The sequence below is a fragment of the Micromonospora sp. NPDC049645 genome (assembly GCF_040675155.1).
In the GTDB taxonomy this organism is placed as follows: domain Bacteria; phylum Actinomycetota; class Actinomycetes; order Mycobacteriales; family Micromonosporaceae; genus Micromonospora.
Window position 1 is genome coordinate 270,924 of sequence record NZ_JBFAOI010000004.1, and the last position, 13,142, is coordinate 284,065.

Here is a 13,142-nt window from a genome sequence, read left to right on the forward strand (position 1 = left end):
CCGTGCTCGGCGGTGCGGGTCTGGTGGCCGGCCCCGCCGCCGCACACAACGCCGACGGGTGGTCGCCCCGGTCGTCGTACACCTCGACCGACACCGGCGCCGGCACCTACTCGGTCCCGCTGCTCAACGCCGACGTGCCGGACATCAGCGTCGAGCGCGTACCGGCCGCCGAGAACGACGAGGGCCGCGACATCTACTACATGATCAGCACGACGATGCACCTGAGCCCGGGCGCGCCGATCATGAAGTCGTACGACCTCGTCAACTGGGAGATCGTCAACTACGTCTTCGACCGGGCCAGCATCGGCGACGCCTTCTCGCTGCGCAACGGACAGAACTCGTACGGCCAGGGCCAGTGGGCGTCGTCACTGCGCTACCACGACGGCATGTTCTACGTCGCCTTCAACACCAACAATCTCAACGGGGCGTACCTCTACCGCACCGACGACATCGAGAACGGCACGTGGCAGCGCACCGCCCTCGGCCGTGGCCTGCACGACCCGTCGCTCTTCTTCGACGTCGACGGCACGCCGTACATCTTCTACGGCTCCGGCGGCACCAGCGCCGTACGCCTCAACGCCGACCTGACCGCCATCGCACAGGACTACCCGAACATCTTCACGGCGAGCAACTACGCCGGGCAGCCATTCATCGGTGGCCTGTTCGAGGGTGCCCAGTTCTACCACATCGACGGCTGGTACTACGCCGTCATCATCACCTGGCCGTCCGGTCAGGGGCGTCAGGTGGTGATGTTCCGGTCGAAGGATCTGCTCGGGCGCTACACCTCGGCCGGTGGGGTCAACACCTACGAGGCGCGCGGGGTGCTCAACTCCAACGGCTTCGCGCAGGGCAGCCTGGTGCCGATCAGCCGCGCGGGGGGCCGGACCGACTGGTACGGCATGTTCTTCCGGGACACCTTCCCGATCGGCCGGATCCCCGCGCTTATCCCCGCCACCTGGCGGGACGGGTGGCCGACCTTCGGCACAGGCGGGGTCGTGCCGGTCAACGGCCTGTTCGACAAGCCGATCCAGCTCAGCCCCGCCGAGGAGGCGTTCGAGCGGCAGAAGAGCATCGTCGCCTCGGACGACTTCGCCAACGACGCGCCGCACAAGGCGTACCAGGACGAGCAGTGGACCGTCCCGGCGCCGCTCGACCCGGCGGAGATCGCCCCCAACGGATCGCGGCTGGACCTGGCGTGGGAGTGGAACCACGCCCCGGACAACCGCTACTGGTCGCTCACCGACCGCGACGGCTGGCTGCGGTTGACCGCCGGCAAGGTCGTCACCGGCCAGTACGTCTACACGAAGCTGTCCAACCGCGCCGAGCTGGCCTGGTTCGAGGAGGCTCGCAACACGCTCTCGCAGCGGACGTTCGGGCCCCGGCAGTCGGTGCAGACCCGGATGGACATCTCCGGAATGAAGGACGGCGACGTCGCGGGCCTGGCCGCCTACAACCGCGGATTCTCGTACGTGGCGGTGAAGCGGGTCGGTGGCGTCAACACCCTCGGCGTGGTGAACCGGTCGCAGCCGTTCGCGGTCGACCTCGACCAGTCGACGCTGGAGAACTTCGTGTCGGGCACGACGGTGTCGCTGGGGGCCGCGACCGAGGTGCACGTGAAGGCGGACCTCGACTTCTCCTCGCCGGTCGGCCAACTGTGGACGACGTTCTACTACAGCCTGGACGGGGTCCAGTGGACCCGGCTGGGCAACCGGGTCGGCCCGCAGGCGCTCGACGGCAGCCTCGCGCACTTCATGGGTCACCGGGTGGGCCTGTTCACCTACGCGACCCAGGAGACCGGTGGCCACGTCGACTTCGACGACTACCTGCTCAGTGACGTGCTGACCGCGCAGGGCCGGCCGCTGGACACCACCGCCCTCGACGCGGCCATCGCCCACGCGCGGACGCTCGACGCGCGGCACTACCCGGCGGACGCCTGGGCCGCGACGCAGTCCGCGCTCGCCGCGGCGACGTCCGCACGGGCCGGCCAGTTCGGCACCCAGAACCAGATCGACGCACCGGAGCGGGCGCTCAGTTACCAACTGGCCCGACTCGGAGTGCTGGCGGCCCTGCCCGTGACCGCCACCGCTCAGGCGCGCTGCCTGGCGGGCAGGGCGTACGTGGCGGTGCAGGCCCGCAACGACTCCACCGAGCCGGTCGAGATCACCGTGGAGACCCCGTACGGAAACCGGTCGTTCGAAACCGTCGCGCCGGGGGCGAACGTCTACCAGTCGTTCAACACCCGAGCGGCGTCGGTGCCCGCCGGCTCGGCGACGGTCCGGGTCAGCGGGGCGGTCGCCGGCCGGGACGTGACCACTGCGCACACGGCGTCGCACCCCGCGAACGCCTGCGGCGGATAACCCACCACGAGCCCTCGGCTCACCGACCACCACCACCGGCGACCGGCCGGGCGGCGCGGATTCGTCCCGCGCCGCCGGCCTCGGTCGCGCCGGTGGCGGCGGTCGGCCCCTGATGTCCGGACCACCCACCCGAGCACACCACCGATCCCCCGTACACCGATGACCGCACGTCAGAGATGAAGGAGGATGTCTCGTGGAACACCGAATGCGACGGGCGACCCGAGGACGGGTCGCGGCGATCGCGACAGTCGGCCTGATGCTGGCCACCGGGTTCGTCGCCGGGGCGGCACCCGTCCAGGCGGCCGACACGAACCTCGTCGTCAACGGCGGGTTCGAGGACGGCCTGACCAACTGGTTCGTCAACAACGGCAACGCCGCCGACGGCGCCCAGTTGTCGGCCACCTCGGACGCCTACGCCGGCGCGAACGCGGCCCTCGTTACCAGCCGGACGACGACCGGATCCGGGCCGATGCAGGATCTCAGCGGCAAGGTGCAGGCCGGCCAGGCGTACACCCTGACGGCCCGCATCAAGTACGAGAACGCGAGCGGACCGGCCACGAAGCAGTTCTTCGCCACCATGCACTACGGCGGCGGCACCTACACCAACCTCGTCAGCGTGACGGCGACGAAGGGCCAGTGGGCGCAGTTCAGCGGCACGTTCACGATCCCGACGACGCAGAGCGTGTCGACGGCACGCCTGTTCTTCGAGACTCCCTGGACGAGCACGCCGTCCGCGGACCCGGCTCTGCACCTCATGGACTTCAAGCTCGACGACGTGTCGGTGGTCGGCGCCGCGCCACCCGCGCCGGCCTCGAAGACGATCGAGGTCGTCGGCAAGCTGCCCGGGGAGCACAACCCGTTGATCGGGCACAAGTTCGGTGCTGACGGGTTCGGCTTCGTACACGACGGCCGGGTCTACATGTACCTGACCAACGACACCCAGGGGTACGCCCCGAACCCCAGCACGGGCGTCTCGCCGGGGATCAACTACGGCGACATCAACCAGATCACGGTGATCTCCTCGGAGGACCTCGTGAACTGGACGGACCACGGCGAGATCCAGGTCGCCGGCCCGAACGGGGTGGCGCCGTTCACCGCCAACTCGTGGGCTCCGGGCATCACCAAGAAGGTCGTGAACGGTGTGGAGAAGTTCTTCCTCTACTACGCCAACGGCGGTGGCTCCAGCAACGTGATCACGGGTACGTCGCCGCTCGGCCCGTGGACCAGCGAGCGCACGAGCACGCTGATCAATGGCAGCACCCCCGGTGCCGAGGACGTCGCGTGGAAGTTCGACCCGGCTCCGTTCGTGGATGACGACGGTCAGCCGTACCTCTACTTCGGTGGTGGTCCGGCGTCGACGAGCATGCCGCCGGCCGAGCGCTTCAACAACCCGAAGAACATCCGGGCGATCGAACTCGCCGACAGCATGGTCTCGACCGAGGGGACGGCGGCGGTGGTGGACGCCCCGGTCGCCTTCGAGGCGGGTCACGTCTTCAAGCGCCAGGGCAAGTACTACTTCTCGTACTCCTCGCACTTCGGCGGGAACGACTTCGGCGGCAACCAGCAGCCGCTGCCCGGCTACCCCGGGGGTGGTCAGATCGGCTACATGATCTCCGATGACCCGATGTCGTGGCCGAAGGAGACCTACGCCGGTGTGCTCTTCCCGAACCAGTCGCAGTTCTTCGGGGCCGGTACCGGTGGCAACAACCACCAGTCGGTGTTCGAATTCGGGGGCAGGTACTACTTCACCTACCACGCCCCGACGTTGAACAAGCGCATCAACGGCAACACCACGCAGGGATACCGCAGCCCGCACATCCAGGAGCTGACGTTCAACCCGGACGGCACGATCCAGCAGGTCGTCGGCACCTACGCCGGCGTGGAGCAGGTCCGCGACTTCGACCCGTACCGCGTCTTCGAGGCCGAGACCTTCGGCTGGAGCAAGGGCGTCGCGACCACCAAGGTCGACGGCAGCTCCGCCCAGTTCGGTGGTGCGGCGCCGAACCTGGTGGTACGTGACATCGACAACGGTGACTGGACGGCGTTGTCGTCGGTGAACTTCGGGGACGACGGCGCGCAGCGCCTGACGGCGCGGGTGCGTGCGCTCGCCGCCGGTGGGCAGGTCCGGGTCCGGCTGGACGACGTCGACGGTCCCGTCGTCGGCACGGTCGCGGTGGACACGCCGGTCGGGCAGTGGGCCGAGGTGACCGCCGAACTTGAGGGCGTCAGCGGTGTGCACGACGTCTACTTCACCTACGCCGGCCCGGCCGGCGTCGACCTCCTGGAGATCGACAACTGGGCCTTCCAGGCAGCCACCGTCGACCTGCCGGTCACCGTCACCGCGTCCACGCGGTGCGTGGGTGGCAAGGCGTACGTGGCCGTGCAGGCGCGTAACGACCATGACGCGCCGGTGGGCATCACCCTGGAGACGCCGTACGGCGAGCGGTCGTTCGCGGCCGTCGCCCCGGGCGCGAACGCCTACCAGTCGTTCAACAGCCGGGCGGCGTCGGTGCCGGCGGGTTCGGCGACGGTCCGGGTGACCGGGGCGGTCGACGGGCGGGACGTGACGACCGTCCGCACCGCGCAACACCCCGCCGGCACCTGCGGCGGATAACCCCTGATGGCGGAGAACGGAGATCAGATGAACACATACAAACGGCGGCAGATGCTCGCGGCCTGCGCCGTCGGCGCCGTGCTGACCGGGGCGGCGGTGCTGCCGTCGCCCGCACTGGCCGAGCCCGGTGACGACGCCAGCGTGCGGGTCACGGTCGACATCGACGAGATCAGGGAACCGGGCGTGCTCGCCCTGTCGATCGCCGGCGACTCCGTCGCGCTGTCCGAGGACGGCTCGACCCTGCTGGTGCGCCAGTTCGTCGGTACGCTGCCGACGGTGACGGTCACCGACACCAGGGTCGCCGACGAGGTGCCCGACGGCGCCAGCTGGGCGGTGCTCGGCAGCGCGACCGACTTCGTGGGCGCCGCCGGTCAGGCGCCGATCACCGCCGACCACCTCGGCTGGAAGCCGCGCCTGCTCGACGGCGGGGACACCGGCCTGGTCACCGAGGGCGAAGAGGTGGTGACCAGCCTGGACGAGCCGACCCAGCCGGGCAACAATGTCGGCCTGGTCGACCAGGAGTTGCTGGTCTCGGCCTTCGACTCCGAGGCCGTCGCCGGCGACTCGTACTCGGTCAACGCCGACCTGTATCTGCGGACCCCCGCGGAGGTCGCCGCCGGCGAGTACAGCTCCACGCTCACGCTCTCACTGTTCGAGTAGTGGCCTGGGCGGGGGCCTGGACCGGGCCCCCGCCCAGCCCCGTGCCGAAGGGCCGCCTCATGACCGTCACCCCGCTGCGCCGGGCGCTCGCCGTCGTCGCCGTCGCGTTCCTCACGGTTGGGGCCGCGCCGACCGCGGCGGCGGCGGACCCGGACCCGAAGGCCCTGACCTGGACGGTCCAGCCGGCCACCGCGAGTGGCCCGGACCAACGCCGGTGGATCAACGCCAGCCTCGATCCGGGGCAGGTCGTGACCGAGCACTTGGCGGTACGGAACTTCAGCCGCACCGCTGTCGCCTTCTCCCTGAAGGCGGCCGACGGCTACCTCACCGACAAGGGCCGATTCAACATGCTGTCGTCCGACCGGCCCTCGGTCGACGGCGGCACCTGGATCGACGTGCAGGAGAAGGTCACCGTCGGCCCCAACGAGACGAGGGTGGTGCCGTTCACGATCACGGTGCCCAAGGGCGCTACCCCGGGCGACCACCCGGCCGGCATCGCCGCGACCGTCACCAGCACCGGAGGCACGGTCAACGTCGAGAGCCGAGTCGGGTTCCGGGTCATGCTGCGGGTCAACGGCGTCGCGCGGGCCGCCCTCGCCGTCCGGGGTCTCGGCACGACGTACTCCCCGTCGTGGAATCCCTTCGCCGGTGGCACGGTGCGGGTCCGCTACACCGTGCAGAACGACGGCAACGTCTGGGTCAGCGGCACGAGTCGGGTGGCGATGTCCGACCTTCTCGGCCGGAACAGCCACGACGCCACCAGCGTTGTCGAGGAGTTGCTCCCCGGCGGCAGTCGGCAGGTGCAGACCCGGGCCGACGGCGTCTGGGCCCTGGGACGCCTACGGACGACCGTCACCACGTCACCGACGCTGCTCGGCGATGGTCAGGCCGGGGCGGACCTCCGACCGGCCACCGCCACCGTCACCACCTGGATCGTCCCGTGGGCACAGCTCGCACTGCTGGGTCTGCTCGCCGTACTCCTTCTCGGTCTGCGGGCGGCGGCCCGGCACCGCCGACGTCGGCTGGCCGGGCTGCTCGCCCGCGCCCGGCAGGAGGGCCGGCAGGAGGGTCAGGAGTCCGTGCTTGTCGGCGGTACGCCCGCCGGTGGTGAGGCGGGTCCGGGCGACGCCCACCGCTGATCCCGCCACCCGACGGGATCGCGCTGCCGGATCGTGGTGACGCGTCGCCCGACCCTCGGCCCTCAGGGCTTGGACTGGTCGAGCAGCCAGCGCAGGATGGAACCGTCCTCGTAGGTCGGGCCGAACGCGGCGTGGTAGTCCGGCAGCGTGAACGCGGCGTCCGCGTACTCGGTGTAGCGCACGAGATCGGCGGCCTGCTCCGGCGTCTTACCCCGGGTGACGTACGCCTGCCGTAGCGCGGTGGTGGAGTTGCGCGCGCCGGAGACGTTGAGCAGGTGGTCGTGCTCGCCATGGGTGATCCACACCGGCACCTCGGCCGCCGCGATGGCGGTCGCCTGGCTGGCGTTGACCGGGAAACCGCCGGTGACCAGCCCGCCGGCGAACAGGTCCGGACGCTTGGCGAACGCCTCCCAGAGCAGTTGGGAGCCGTAGGACACCGTGCTCGCGTACACCCGGCGGGTGTCCACCGCGAACTGGCCGACGAACTGGTCGAGCAGCTTGACCAGCAGGTCCGCCTCGGCGGCCCCACCGACCCGTTGGTGCTGCGGCGCCAACACGATGACGTCCTCGGAGGTGCCGGTCCACGTCGGCTGGAGCCATCCGGTCGCCGGAATGTCGGCGGCGAGTTGGACACCGAGGTTGTCACCGTCCCAGCCCATCCCGTGACCGGGCAGGACGACCATCAGCGGGTACCTGCGGCCGGGCTGGTAGTTCTTCGGCAGGTGGTAGTGGTACGGCAGCACCATCCCGCCGCTGAGGAACGAGCCGTAGCTGAACTCGTCGACCAGTTGGTTGACCGGCTTCTCGGTGACCGGTCGGGACTGGCCCGGGGTGGCCCGGGCGAGCACCGGTCCCTTGCCTGCGCCGCGGCCGGGCTGCGCATGCACGTCCTTGCGTTGCACGACCCGGGTCGGCAGCGCGGTATTGACCTTCACCGTGCAGAGGAACGTCGGGCACTTGGAGACGATGACCGTCGAGCCGCCGGTGTCGGCGGGGTCGAGCTCGACGATGACGTACCTGCCCGGTGCCGATCGGTGGTCGGCTCGGGTGTCCGGCTCCCCGTTGGTGTAGATGTGGGTGACGGTCCGGTCGGCGAGCTTCGGCAGGTCCTCGATGGGGTTGAAGCGGAAGTTGTAGATGGTGTCGCTCACCGAGAACGTGGCGGTGTCGAGAGTGCGGGGATTGACCGCCGCCCCGTACTCGATCGCCACCGCCGAGACCTTCTGACCGTACGTGTAGACGGTGGTGATCGGGGTGATGCCGCGGATGCCGTCCGTGGTGCCCGGGCCGCCACTCGCGCTGCCGTACGCCGTGCCGGAGGCGCCGGCCAGCACGAGGGTGGTGGCGAGCGGGATCAGTAATTTTCGCAGTCTCATGCGGATCCTTTCGCAACGGTGGTGCGCTCAGCCGGCGGTCTCGCCGGAGCGGGACGGTTGGAGCGAGATGCCGCTAAACTGATTTAGCAGAGCATCAATGGCGGCTCCCGCCGTGTCAATACCGGGCGGAGGGCGGGACGGAATCCCGGGCGCATCCGGGCCCTGGCCCGCTGCGCCGAACCCTCCGGTACGCACTGCAACAAACCTGCAAGCGCCAACCCTTGCCTTCAGGGAAACCGCTTTCCTACGATTGCGTTACATCGATGTTTCTTTTACTGGTCCGGCGGGCGATGTCACCAACGGCGTCCCCTCCGCGCGGAGAATCCCTGCCCTGACCAGGGGTGTCGTTCGCATCGACGAAAGCCAAGCGATTCACTATGGCCAATTCCTTAATGGACCGTGTCGGTGGGTCGGGCAGGGGCGGCCGTCGAGGAATTGCCAACATCAGGCGAATGGAAGGTGAGGCGACATGAGACGACCAGTCGCGGTGCGATTGTCGGCGGCGCTGGCCACGGCGGCCGTGGGGATCGCGGTCGGGGCGGCCCTGCCGACCCCGCAGGCGTCGGCGGCGGTGGGCAGCGCCACCGGCTACGCCACCCAGAACGGCGGGACCACCGGCGGCGCGGGTGGGCAGACGGTGCGGGCCACCACGGGCACCGCGATCCACGCGGCGCTGTGCGGTCGGGCCAGCAGCAGCACCCCGATCACCATCGAGGTCACCGGGACCATCAACCACGGCAACACCAGCAAGGTGTCCGGGTCGAGCTGCAACACCGCAGCCGGCGTGATCGAGCTCAAGCAGATCAGCAACGTCACCATCATCGGGGTCGGCAGCGCCGTCTTCGACCAGCTCGGCATCCACATCCGCGACTCCAGCAACATCATCATCCAGAACGTGACCGTGCGGAACGTCAAGAAGTCCGGGTCACCCACCTCCAACGGTGGGGACGCCATCGGCATGGAGAGCACGGTCCGCAACGTCTGGGTCGATCACGTCACCCTGGAAGCCTCGGGTGGGGAGTCCGAAGGGTACGACGGTCTCTTCGACATGAAGGACAACACCCAGTACGTGACGCTGTCCTACAGCGTCCTGCGCAACTCCGGTCGCGGCGGCCTGGTCGGGTCCAGTGAGAGCGACCTCTCGAACGGCTTCATCACGTACCACCACAACCTCTACGAGAACATCGACTCCCGGACGCCGCTGCTGCGCGGCGGTGTCGCCCACATCTACAACAACCACTACGTGAGCCTGCACGAGTCGGGCATCAACTCCCGGGCCGGGGCCAGGGCCAAGGTGGAGAACAACTACTTCCGCGACTCCAAGGACGTCCTGGGCACCTTCTACACCAACGAGCGGGGCTACTGGCAGGTCGCCGGCAACGTCTTCGACAACGTGACCTGGTCCAGCGCGGGCAGCGAGAACTACCCCGCCGGCCCCAACCCGATCTCCAACACCACTGTCAGCATCCCGTACCCGTACAGCCTGGACGGGGCGAGCTGCGTGCCGGACATCGTCCGTCAGACGGTCGGCGCCAACACGGGCCTGAAGGTGTCGAACGGCAGTTGCTCGCCGCAGACGCCGCCGCCCACCACCCCGCCTCCGACCACCCCGCCGCCCACCACCCCGCCGCCCACGACTCCGCCGCCCTCCGGCGGGACCAACCTCAGCCTCGGTGGCGGCGCCGACGGTTCCAGCAAGGCCAGCGGGACCAGCTACGGCAACGTGCGTGACGGCGACCTGGGCACGTACTGGTCGCCGGCCGGGTCGACCGGCACGATCTCGATCAAGTGGGGCTCCGCCACCCAGGTGTCCCGAGTGGTGATCCGCGAGCCGTCCGGCACCCAGGGCTCCATCGGGTCCTGGCAGCTGATCAACAACGACAACGGGGCCGTTCTGGCCTCCGGCAGTGGGGCCGGTTCGATCACCTTCGCCACCACGGCGACGAGCAAGATCAACTTCAGGATCACCAGCTCCAGCGGTACGCCACGGGTCGGTGAGTTCGAGACCTACGCCAGCTAGACGGGTACGGCCTGGCGGGCCGGCGGGGTGTGGCTCGGTCGATCACCGTCGGTCACCGTCGTCGGGGCGGACTTGGGTCCAAGCGATATACCTCAGAGGCATGAATATGCCTCTGAGGTATATCGCCTCTCGGCGGATCGACCTGGGCGGGCCAGCCGATCCGGTCCGTCACGAATCGGTGGACGGCAGGGTGTCCATGAAGGAGCTGACCGAGAAGACCGCCCGCCCGGGCCCGGCAGGGCCGTAGCCGGGCGGGCTGGACAGCCCGTGAGCCTCCATGGTCGCCCGGTAGACCTCCAGCAGGCGGACGTGGTATTCCAGCGGCGCGCCCTGCGGGTTCGTCCGACCGAGTGGCGTGGTGGGCTCCGGGCACCAGGTGGTGAACCGGGGTGTGATCCCCCGGGACATGAAGTAGTCGAGCCCTTCGGCCGTGGAGGCGATCGCCTCATCGACGCTCGTGAAACCGTGCGGGGCGGCCATCTCGACGCCCGCCACGAAGTTGGGGATCACGTTGCGCGGGCCGAACACCTCAGCGGAGTCGAGGATGCGCCGGTGCCACTCCTCCCGGCCGACGTAGCGCTCCTTGCCGGGGCAGTACAACTCGAACAAGCGCTTGTCCCACACCTCGTAGTTGGGGTGGTAGATGCGGATCCCGTAGTCGTGGAACCGCTGCACGTCGGCTCGGGGCAGCGCCTGGGCGACGACCTTGCCGATCCACCGGCCCGGGAACCGCTCCTCGATCGCCTGCGCGTACCGGCCGTAGAAGTCGGCCTCGGCCAGCCCGCCGACCTGCGAGGTGATGCTGCCGCCGGTCAGCGTGTACGCCTGCGACGCGCGGTCGGTGTCGTGCCGGTCGATGATCTCCAGGGCCTCGAGGACCTCGTCGACGGGCTTGACGCCGGTGTAGGGCCGGCCGGCCTTCTTGTGCTGGCGCCAGTTGTGGTTGATGTCGCAGTACTGGCACTCCTCCTTGGCGCCGAAGTACTGGCAGACCCGGAACGCGGTGAGGTAGATCAGGTAGCCCCACTGGATCGTCGGGGCGACCTCCATCACCGACTTGCCGTTAGCGAGGGTGTGGCGGTAGTACGCCGGCATGGGGGGCAGCCCGACATCGGCGATCGGGCGTCCGTCCAGGAACAGCCGCAGGCGACCGTCGCCGTCGGTGCCGACGCGGTACGGCGAGCTGGGATTGGTGCGGACCGAGACGACGGTACGACGTAGCTCGTACGGCCCCCCGGTGAGGACGATCTCCTCCGGTGGCCGGCGCAGCGCAGCCGTCCCCAACTCCGGCAGGGTCCGGTGGTCGAAGGAGAAGATGAAGTACGACTTCGGCTTGACGTCGCCGTGCTCGTTGTCGGTCAGTGCCGCGTCGTCGAAGGCGAGCCCGCCCCGCAGCAGGTCCTCCTTGAGGACCGCCTCCCGTGGCACGTGCGGGAAACGGCTCATCAACTCTTCGATGAGGTCGGTGCGCGACGCCATGCGGTTCCTCCCGAACGTGGAACGCCGAGCCGGGTGGCCGGCGCCACCCGGTACCGGCTGATCAACCCTGCTTGGTCTCCCAGAAGATCTTCGAGATCTCCTCGATCTTGACGAGGAGCTGCTCGGCGACCACCGGGTCCGCGGCGCCCTTCGCGCCGCCGGCACCCGCCAGCTTGGTCGCCTCGTTGAAGAGGCCGTGCAGCTGGGGGTACCTCTCGAAGTGGGGCGCCTTGAAGTAGTCGGTCCAGAGGACCCAGAGGTGGTGCTTGACCAGCTCGGCCCGCTGCTCCTTGATGACCAACGCCCGGGTGCGGAACTCCGGATCGTCGCTGGCCTGGTACTTCTGCGAGATCGCCCTGATCGATTCGGCCTCGATCCGAGCCTGGGCCGGGTCGTAGACGCCGCAGGGCAGGTCGCAGTGGGCGCTCGCGACGGTACGCGGGCGGAGCAGGCGGGACAGGAACATCAGAACCCCTTCGACGGTGGCGCTCGGGTGACGTACGTCCGGACGCGACGGCCCTGACGTGATCATCCAGGGACGCTAGAACCTCAACCGCACTTCATGTCAAGGCTCACGCCGTTCCGCTGCGCGACCGGCGGCGACCCACGCCACGGCCGACGGGACAAGTCGCTCGTCCGTGCCGGCGGAGCGGACGTACGCGGCACGGCCGTCGGTCCAGAACACCTCACCGCTGAACGGGTCCGCCGAGGCGACCACGGCGCTGACCGTCCCGGTGTGCAGCCGCGGCTACCGGGGCGGTTGATCAGGAAACCGCCGCCTGCACCAGCGCGGTGATCTTCTTCTCCACCGCAGGGCTCCACTGCCGCAGCGCGTACGCCACCGGCCACAGGTCTCCGTCGTCGAGGTTGGCCGCATCCTGGAAGCCCAGCGTCGAGTAGCGGTAGTTGAACTTCCCGGAGTCCTGGAAGAAGACAACGATCTTGCCGTCGGCGTTCGCGTAGGCGGGCATCCCGTACCAGGTCTTCGGCGACAGGTCCGGGGCGGCGGCGGTCACCGTCACGTGTACGCGCTCGGCGAGCGCCCGGTCCTCCGGCTCCATCTGCGCGATCCGGTCGAGGACCGCCTGCAGCCCGTCCGCCTTCTTGGCGCCCTTCTTGCCCTCGGCCCGCAGTTCGGCGGCGCGCTCCTTCATCGCGGCGCGCTCCTCGGCGCTGAAGCCGTCGGGTGCGGTGGCGGTGGTCTTCGCGGACATGTTCGGTCTCCCTCTCGTCAGGCTGGGCGTACTGCCGGCTGCCTGGGAAAGGCTAGGCCGGACGCCGGTCCGAGGCTTCTTGATTCCTGATCGGTGCGGAGGGGCCGTCGACTGCCCGAATCGTCACGTTTGCTCACGTACTTGGTCGCTGGCTAGGTTGGCGGTCTTGGCAGGACCACGCAGAGAAGCCCGATGGGCCGGCCGCTGTACGAGTCGATGGGTTTCGTGCTCGTGGAGACCTGGACCATGTTCGTGGCGGGCTGAGGCGCGCCCGGACTATTCG

Annotated in this window: 9 protein-coding genes and 1 pseudogene; 5 read left to right on the plus strand and 5 right to left on the minus strand. The window is 69.2% G+C overall.

Features of this window, described 5'->3' with window-relative positions; genetic code table 11:
- Positions 1-2: 2 nt before the first annotated feature.
- The 4 genes from AB0J33_RS12805 (at position 3) to AB0J33_RS12820 (ending at position 6,770) form a co-directional block, all read left to right on the plus strand.
- A complete protein-coding gene (locus tag AB0J33_RS12805) occupies positions 3-2,357 on the plus strand; it encodes a glycoside hydrolase 43 family protein (protein WP_363612851.1) in 2,355 nt (784 codons plus the stop codon).
- Positions 2,358-2,550: 193 nt separating this feature from the next.
- Positions 2,551-4,971, plus strand: a complete 2,421-nt coding sequence (locus AB0J33_RS12810) for a family 43 glycosylhydrolase (RefSeq protein ID WP_363612853.1) — start codon at positions 2,551-2,553, stop codon at positions 4,969-4,971.
- A gap of 27 nt (positions 4,972-4,998) precedes the next feature.
- Positions 4,999-5,631 carry a hypothetical protein gene (locus AB0J33_RS12815; RefSeq protein WP_363612855.1) on the plus strand — a complete coding sequence of 211 codons (633 nt, stop codon included), beginning with the start codon at positions 4,999-5,001 and terminating at the stop codon, positions 5,629-5,631.
- 59 nt (positions 5,632-5,690) lie between these two features.
- The gene (locus tag AB0J33_RS12820) at positions 5,691-6,770 is read left to right on the plus strand and encodes a hypothetical protein (RefSeq protein WP_363612857.1); all 1,080 of its coding nucleotides are present in this window, start codon (positions 5,691-5,693) and stop codon (positions 6,768-6,770) included.
- Positions 6,771-6,832: 62 nt separating this feature from the next.
- Here AB0J33_RS12820 and AB0J33_RS12825 read toward each other — a convergent pair whose 3' ends face one another.
- Positions 6,833-8,146, minus strand: coding sequence for a hypothetical protein (locus AB0J33_RS12825; RefSeq protein ID WP_363612859.1), 1,314 nt, complete (start codon positions 8,144-8,146; stop codon positions 6,833-6,835).
- Between the two features lie 469 nt (positions 8,147-8,615).
- On the opposite strand from AB0J33_RS12825, the gene AB0J33_RS12830 reads away from it, so the two are divergent.
- Positions 8,616-10,166, plus strand: coding sequence for a polysaccharide lyase family 1 protein (locus AB0J33_RS12830; RefSeq protein WP_363612861.1), 1,551 nt, complete (start codon positions 8,616-8,618; stop codon positions 10,164-10,166).
- Between the two features lie 168 nt (positions 10,167-10,334).
- On the opposite strand, the gene AB0J33_RS12835 is transcribed toward AB0J33_RS12830, so the two are convergent.
- The 4 genes and pseudogenes from AB0J33_RS12835 to AB0J33_RS12850 form a co-directional block, all read right to left on the minus strand.
- A complete protein-coding gene (locus AB0J33_RS12835; protein WP_363612863.1) occupies positions 10,335-11,645 on the minus strand; it encodes a radical SAM protein in 1,311 nt (436 codons plus the stop codon).
- A 61-nt stretch (positions 11,646-11,706) separates the two neighbouring features.
- A complete protein-coding gene (sodN, locus tag AB0J33_RS12840) occupies positions 11,707-12,111 on the minus strand; it encodes a superoxide dismutase, Ni (protein WP_363613207.1) in 405 nt (134 codons plus the stop codon).
- 150 nt (positions 12,112-12,261) lie between these two features.
- Positions 12,262-12,387 (minus strand): annotated as a pseudogene (locus tag AB0J33_RS12845) (phosphatase); the annotation flags it as partial.
- A 22-nt stretch (positions 12,388-12,409) separates the two neighbouring features.
- A complete protein-coding gene (locus tag AB0J33_RS12850; RefSeq protein ID WP_363612865.1) occupies positions 12,410-12,859 on the minus strand; it encodes a hypothetical protein in 450 nt (149 codons plus the stop codon).
- Positions 12,860-13,142 lie beyond the last annotated feature (283 nt).

Excerpts from the sequence above, each read along its gene's own strand:
- AB0J33_RS12815 (WP_363612855.1), top strand. The coding sequence starts at position 4,999 with ATGAACACATACAAACGGCGGCAGATGCTCGCGGCCTGCGCCGTCGGC.
- AB0J33_RS12820 (WP_363612857.1), top strand. The coding sequence starts at position 5,691 with ATGACCGTCACCCCGCTGCGCCGGGCGCTCGCCGTCGTCGCCGTCGCG.
- AB0J33_RS12825 (WP_363612859.1), bottom strand. The coding sequence starts at position 8,146 with ATGAGACTGCGAAAATTACTGATCCCGCTCGCCACCACCCTCGTGCTG.
- AB0J33_RS12830 (WP_363612861.1), top strand. The coding sequence starts at position 8,616 with ATGAGACGACCAGTCGCGGTGCGATTGTCGGCGGCGCTGGCCACGGCG.
- AB0J33_RS12835 (WP_363612863.1), bottom strand. The coding sequence starts at position 11,645 with ATGGCGTCGCGCACCGACCTCATCGAAGAGTTGATGAGCCGTTTCCCG.
- sodN (WP_363613207.1), bottom strand. The coding sequence starts at position 12,111 with ATGTTCCTGTCCCGCCTGCTCCGCCCGCGTACCGTCGCGAGCGCCCAC.
- AB0J33_RS12850 (WP_363612865.1), bottom strand. The coding sequence starts at position 12,859 with ATGTCCGCGAAGACCACCGCCACCGCACCCGACGGCTTCAGCGCCGAG.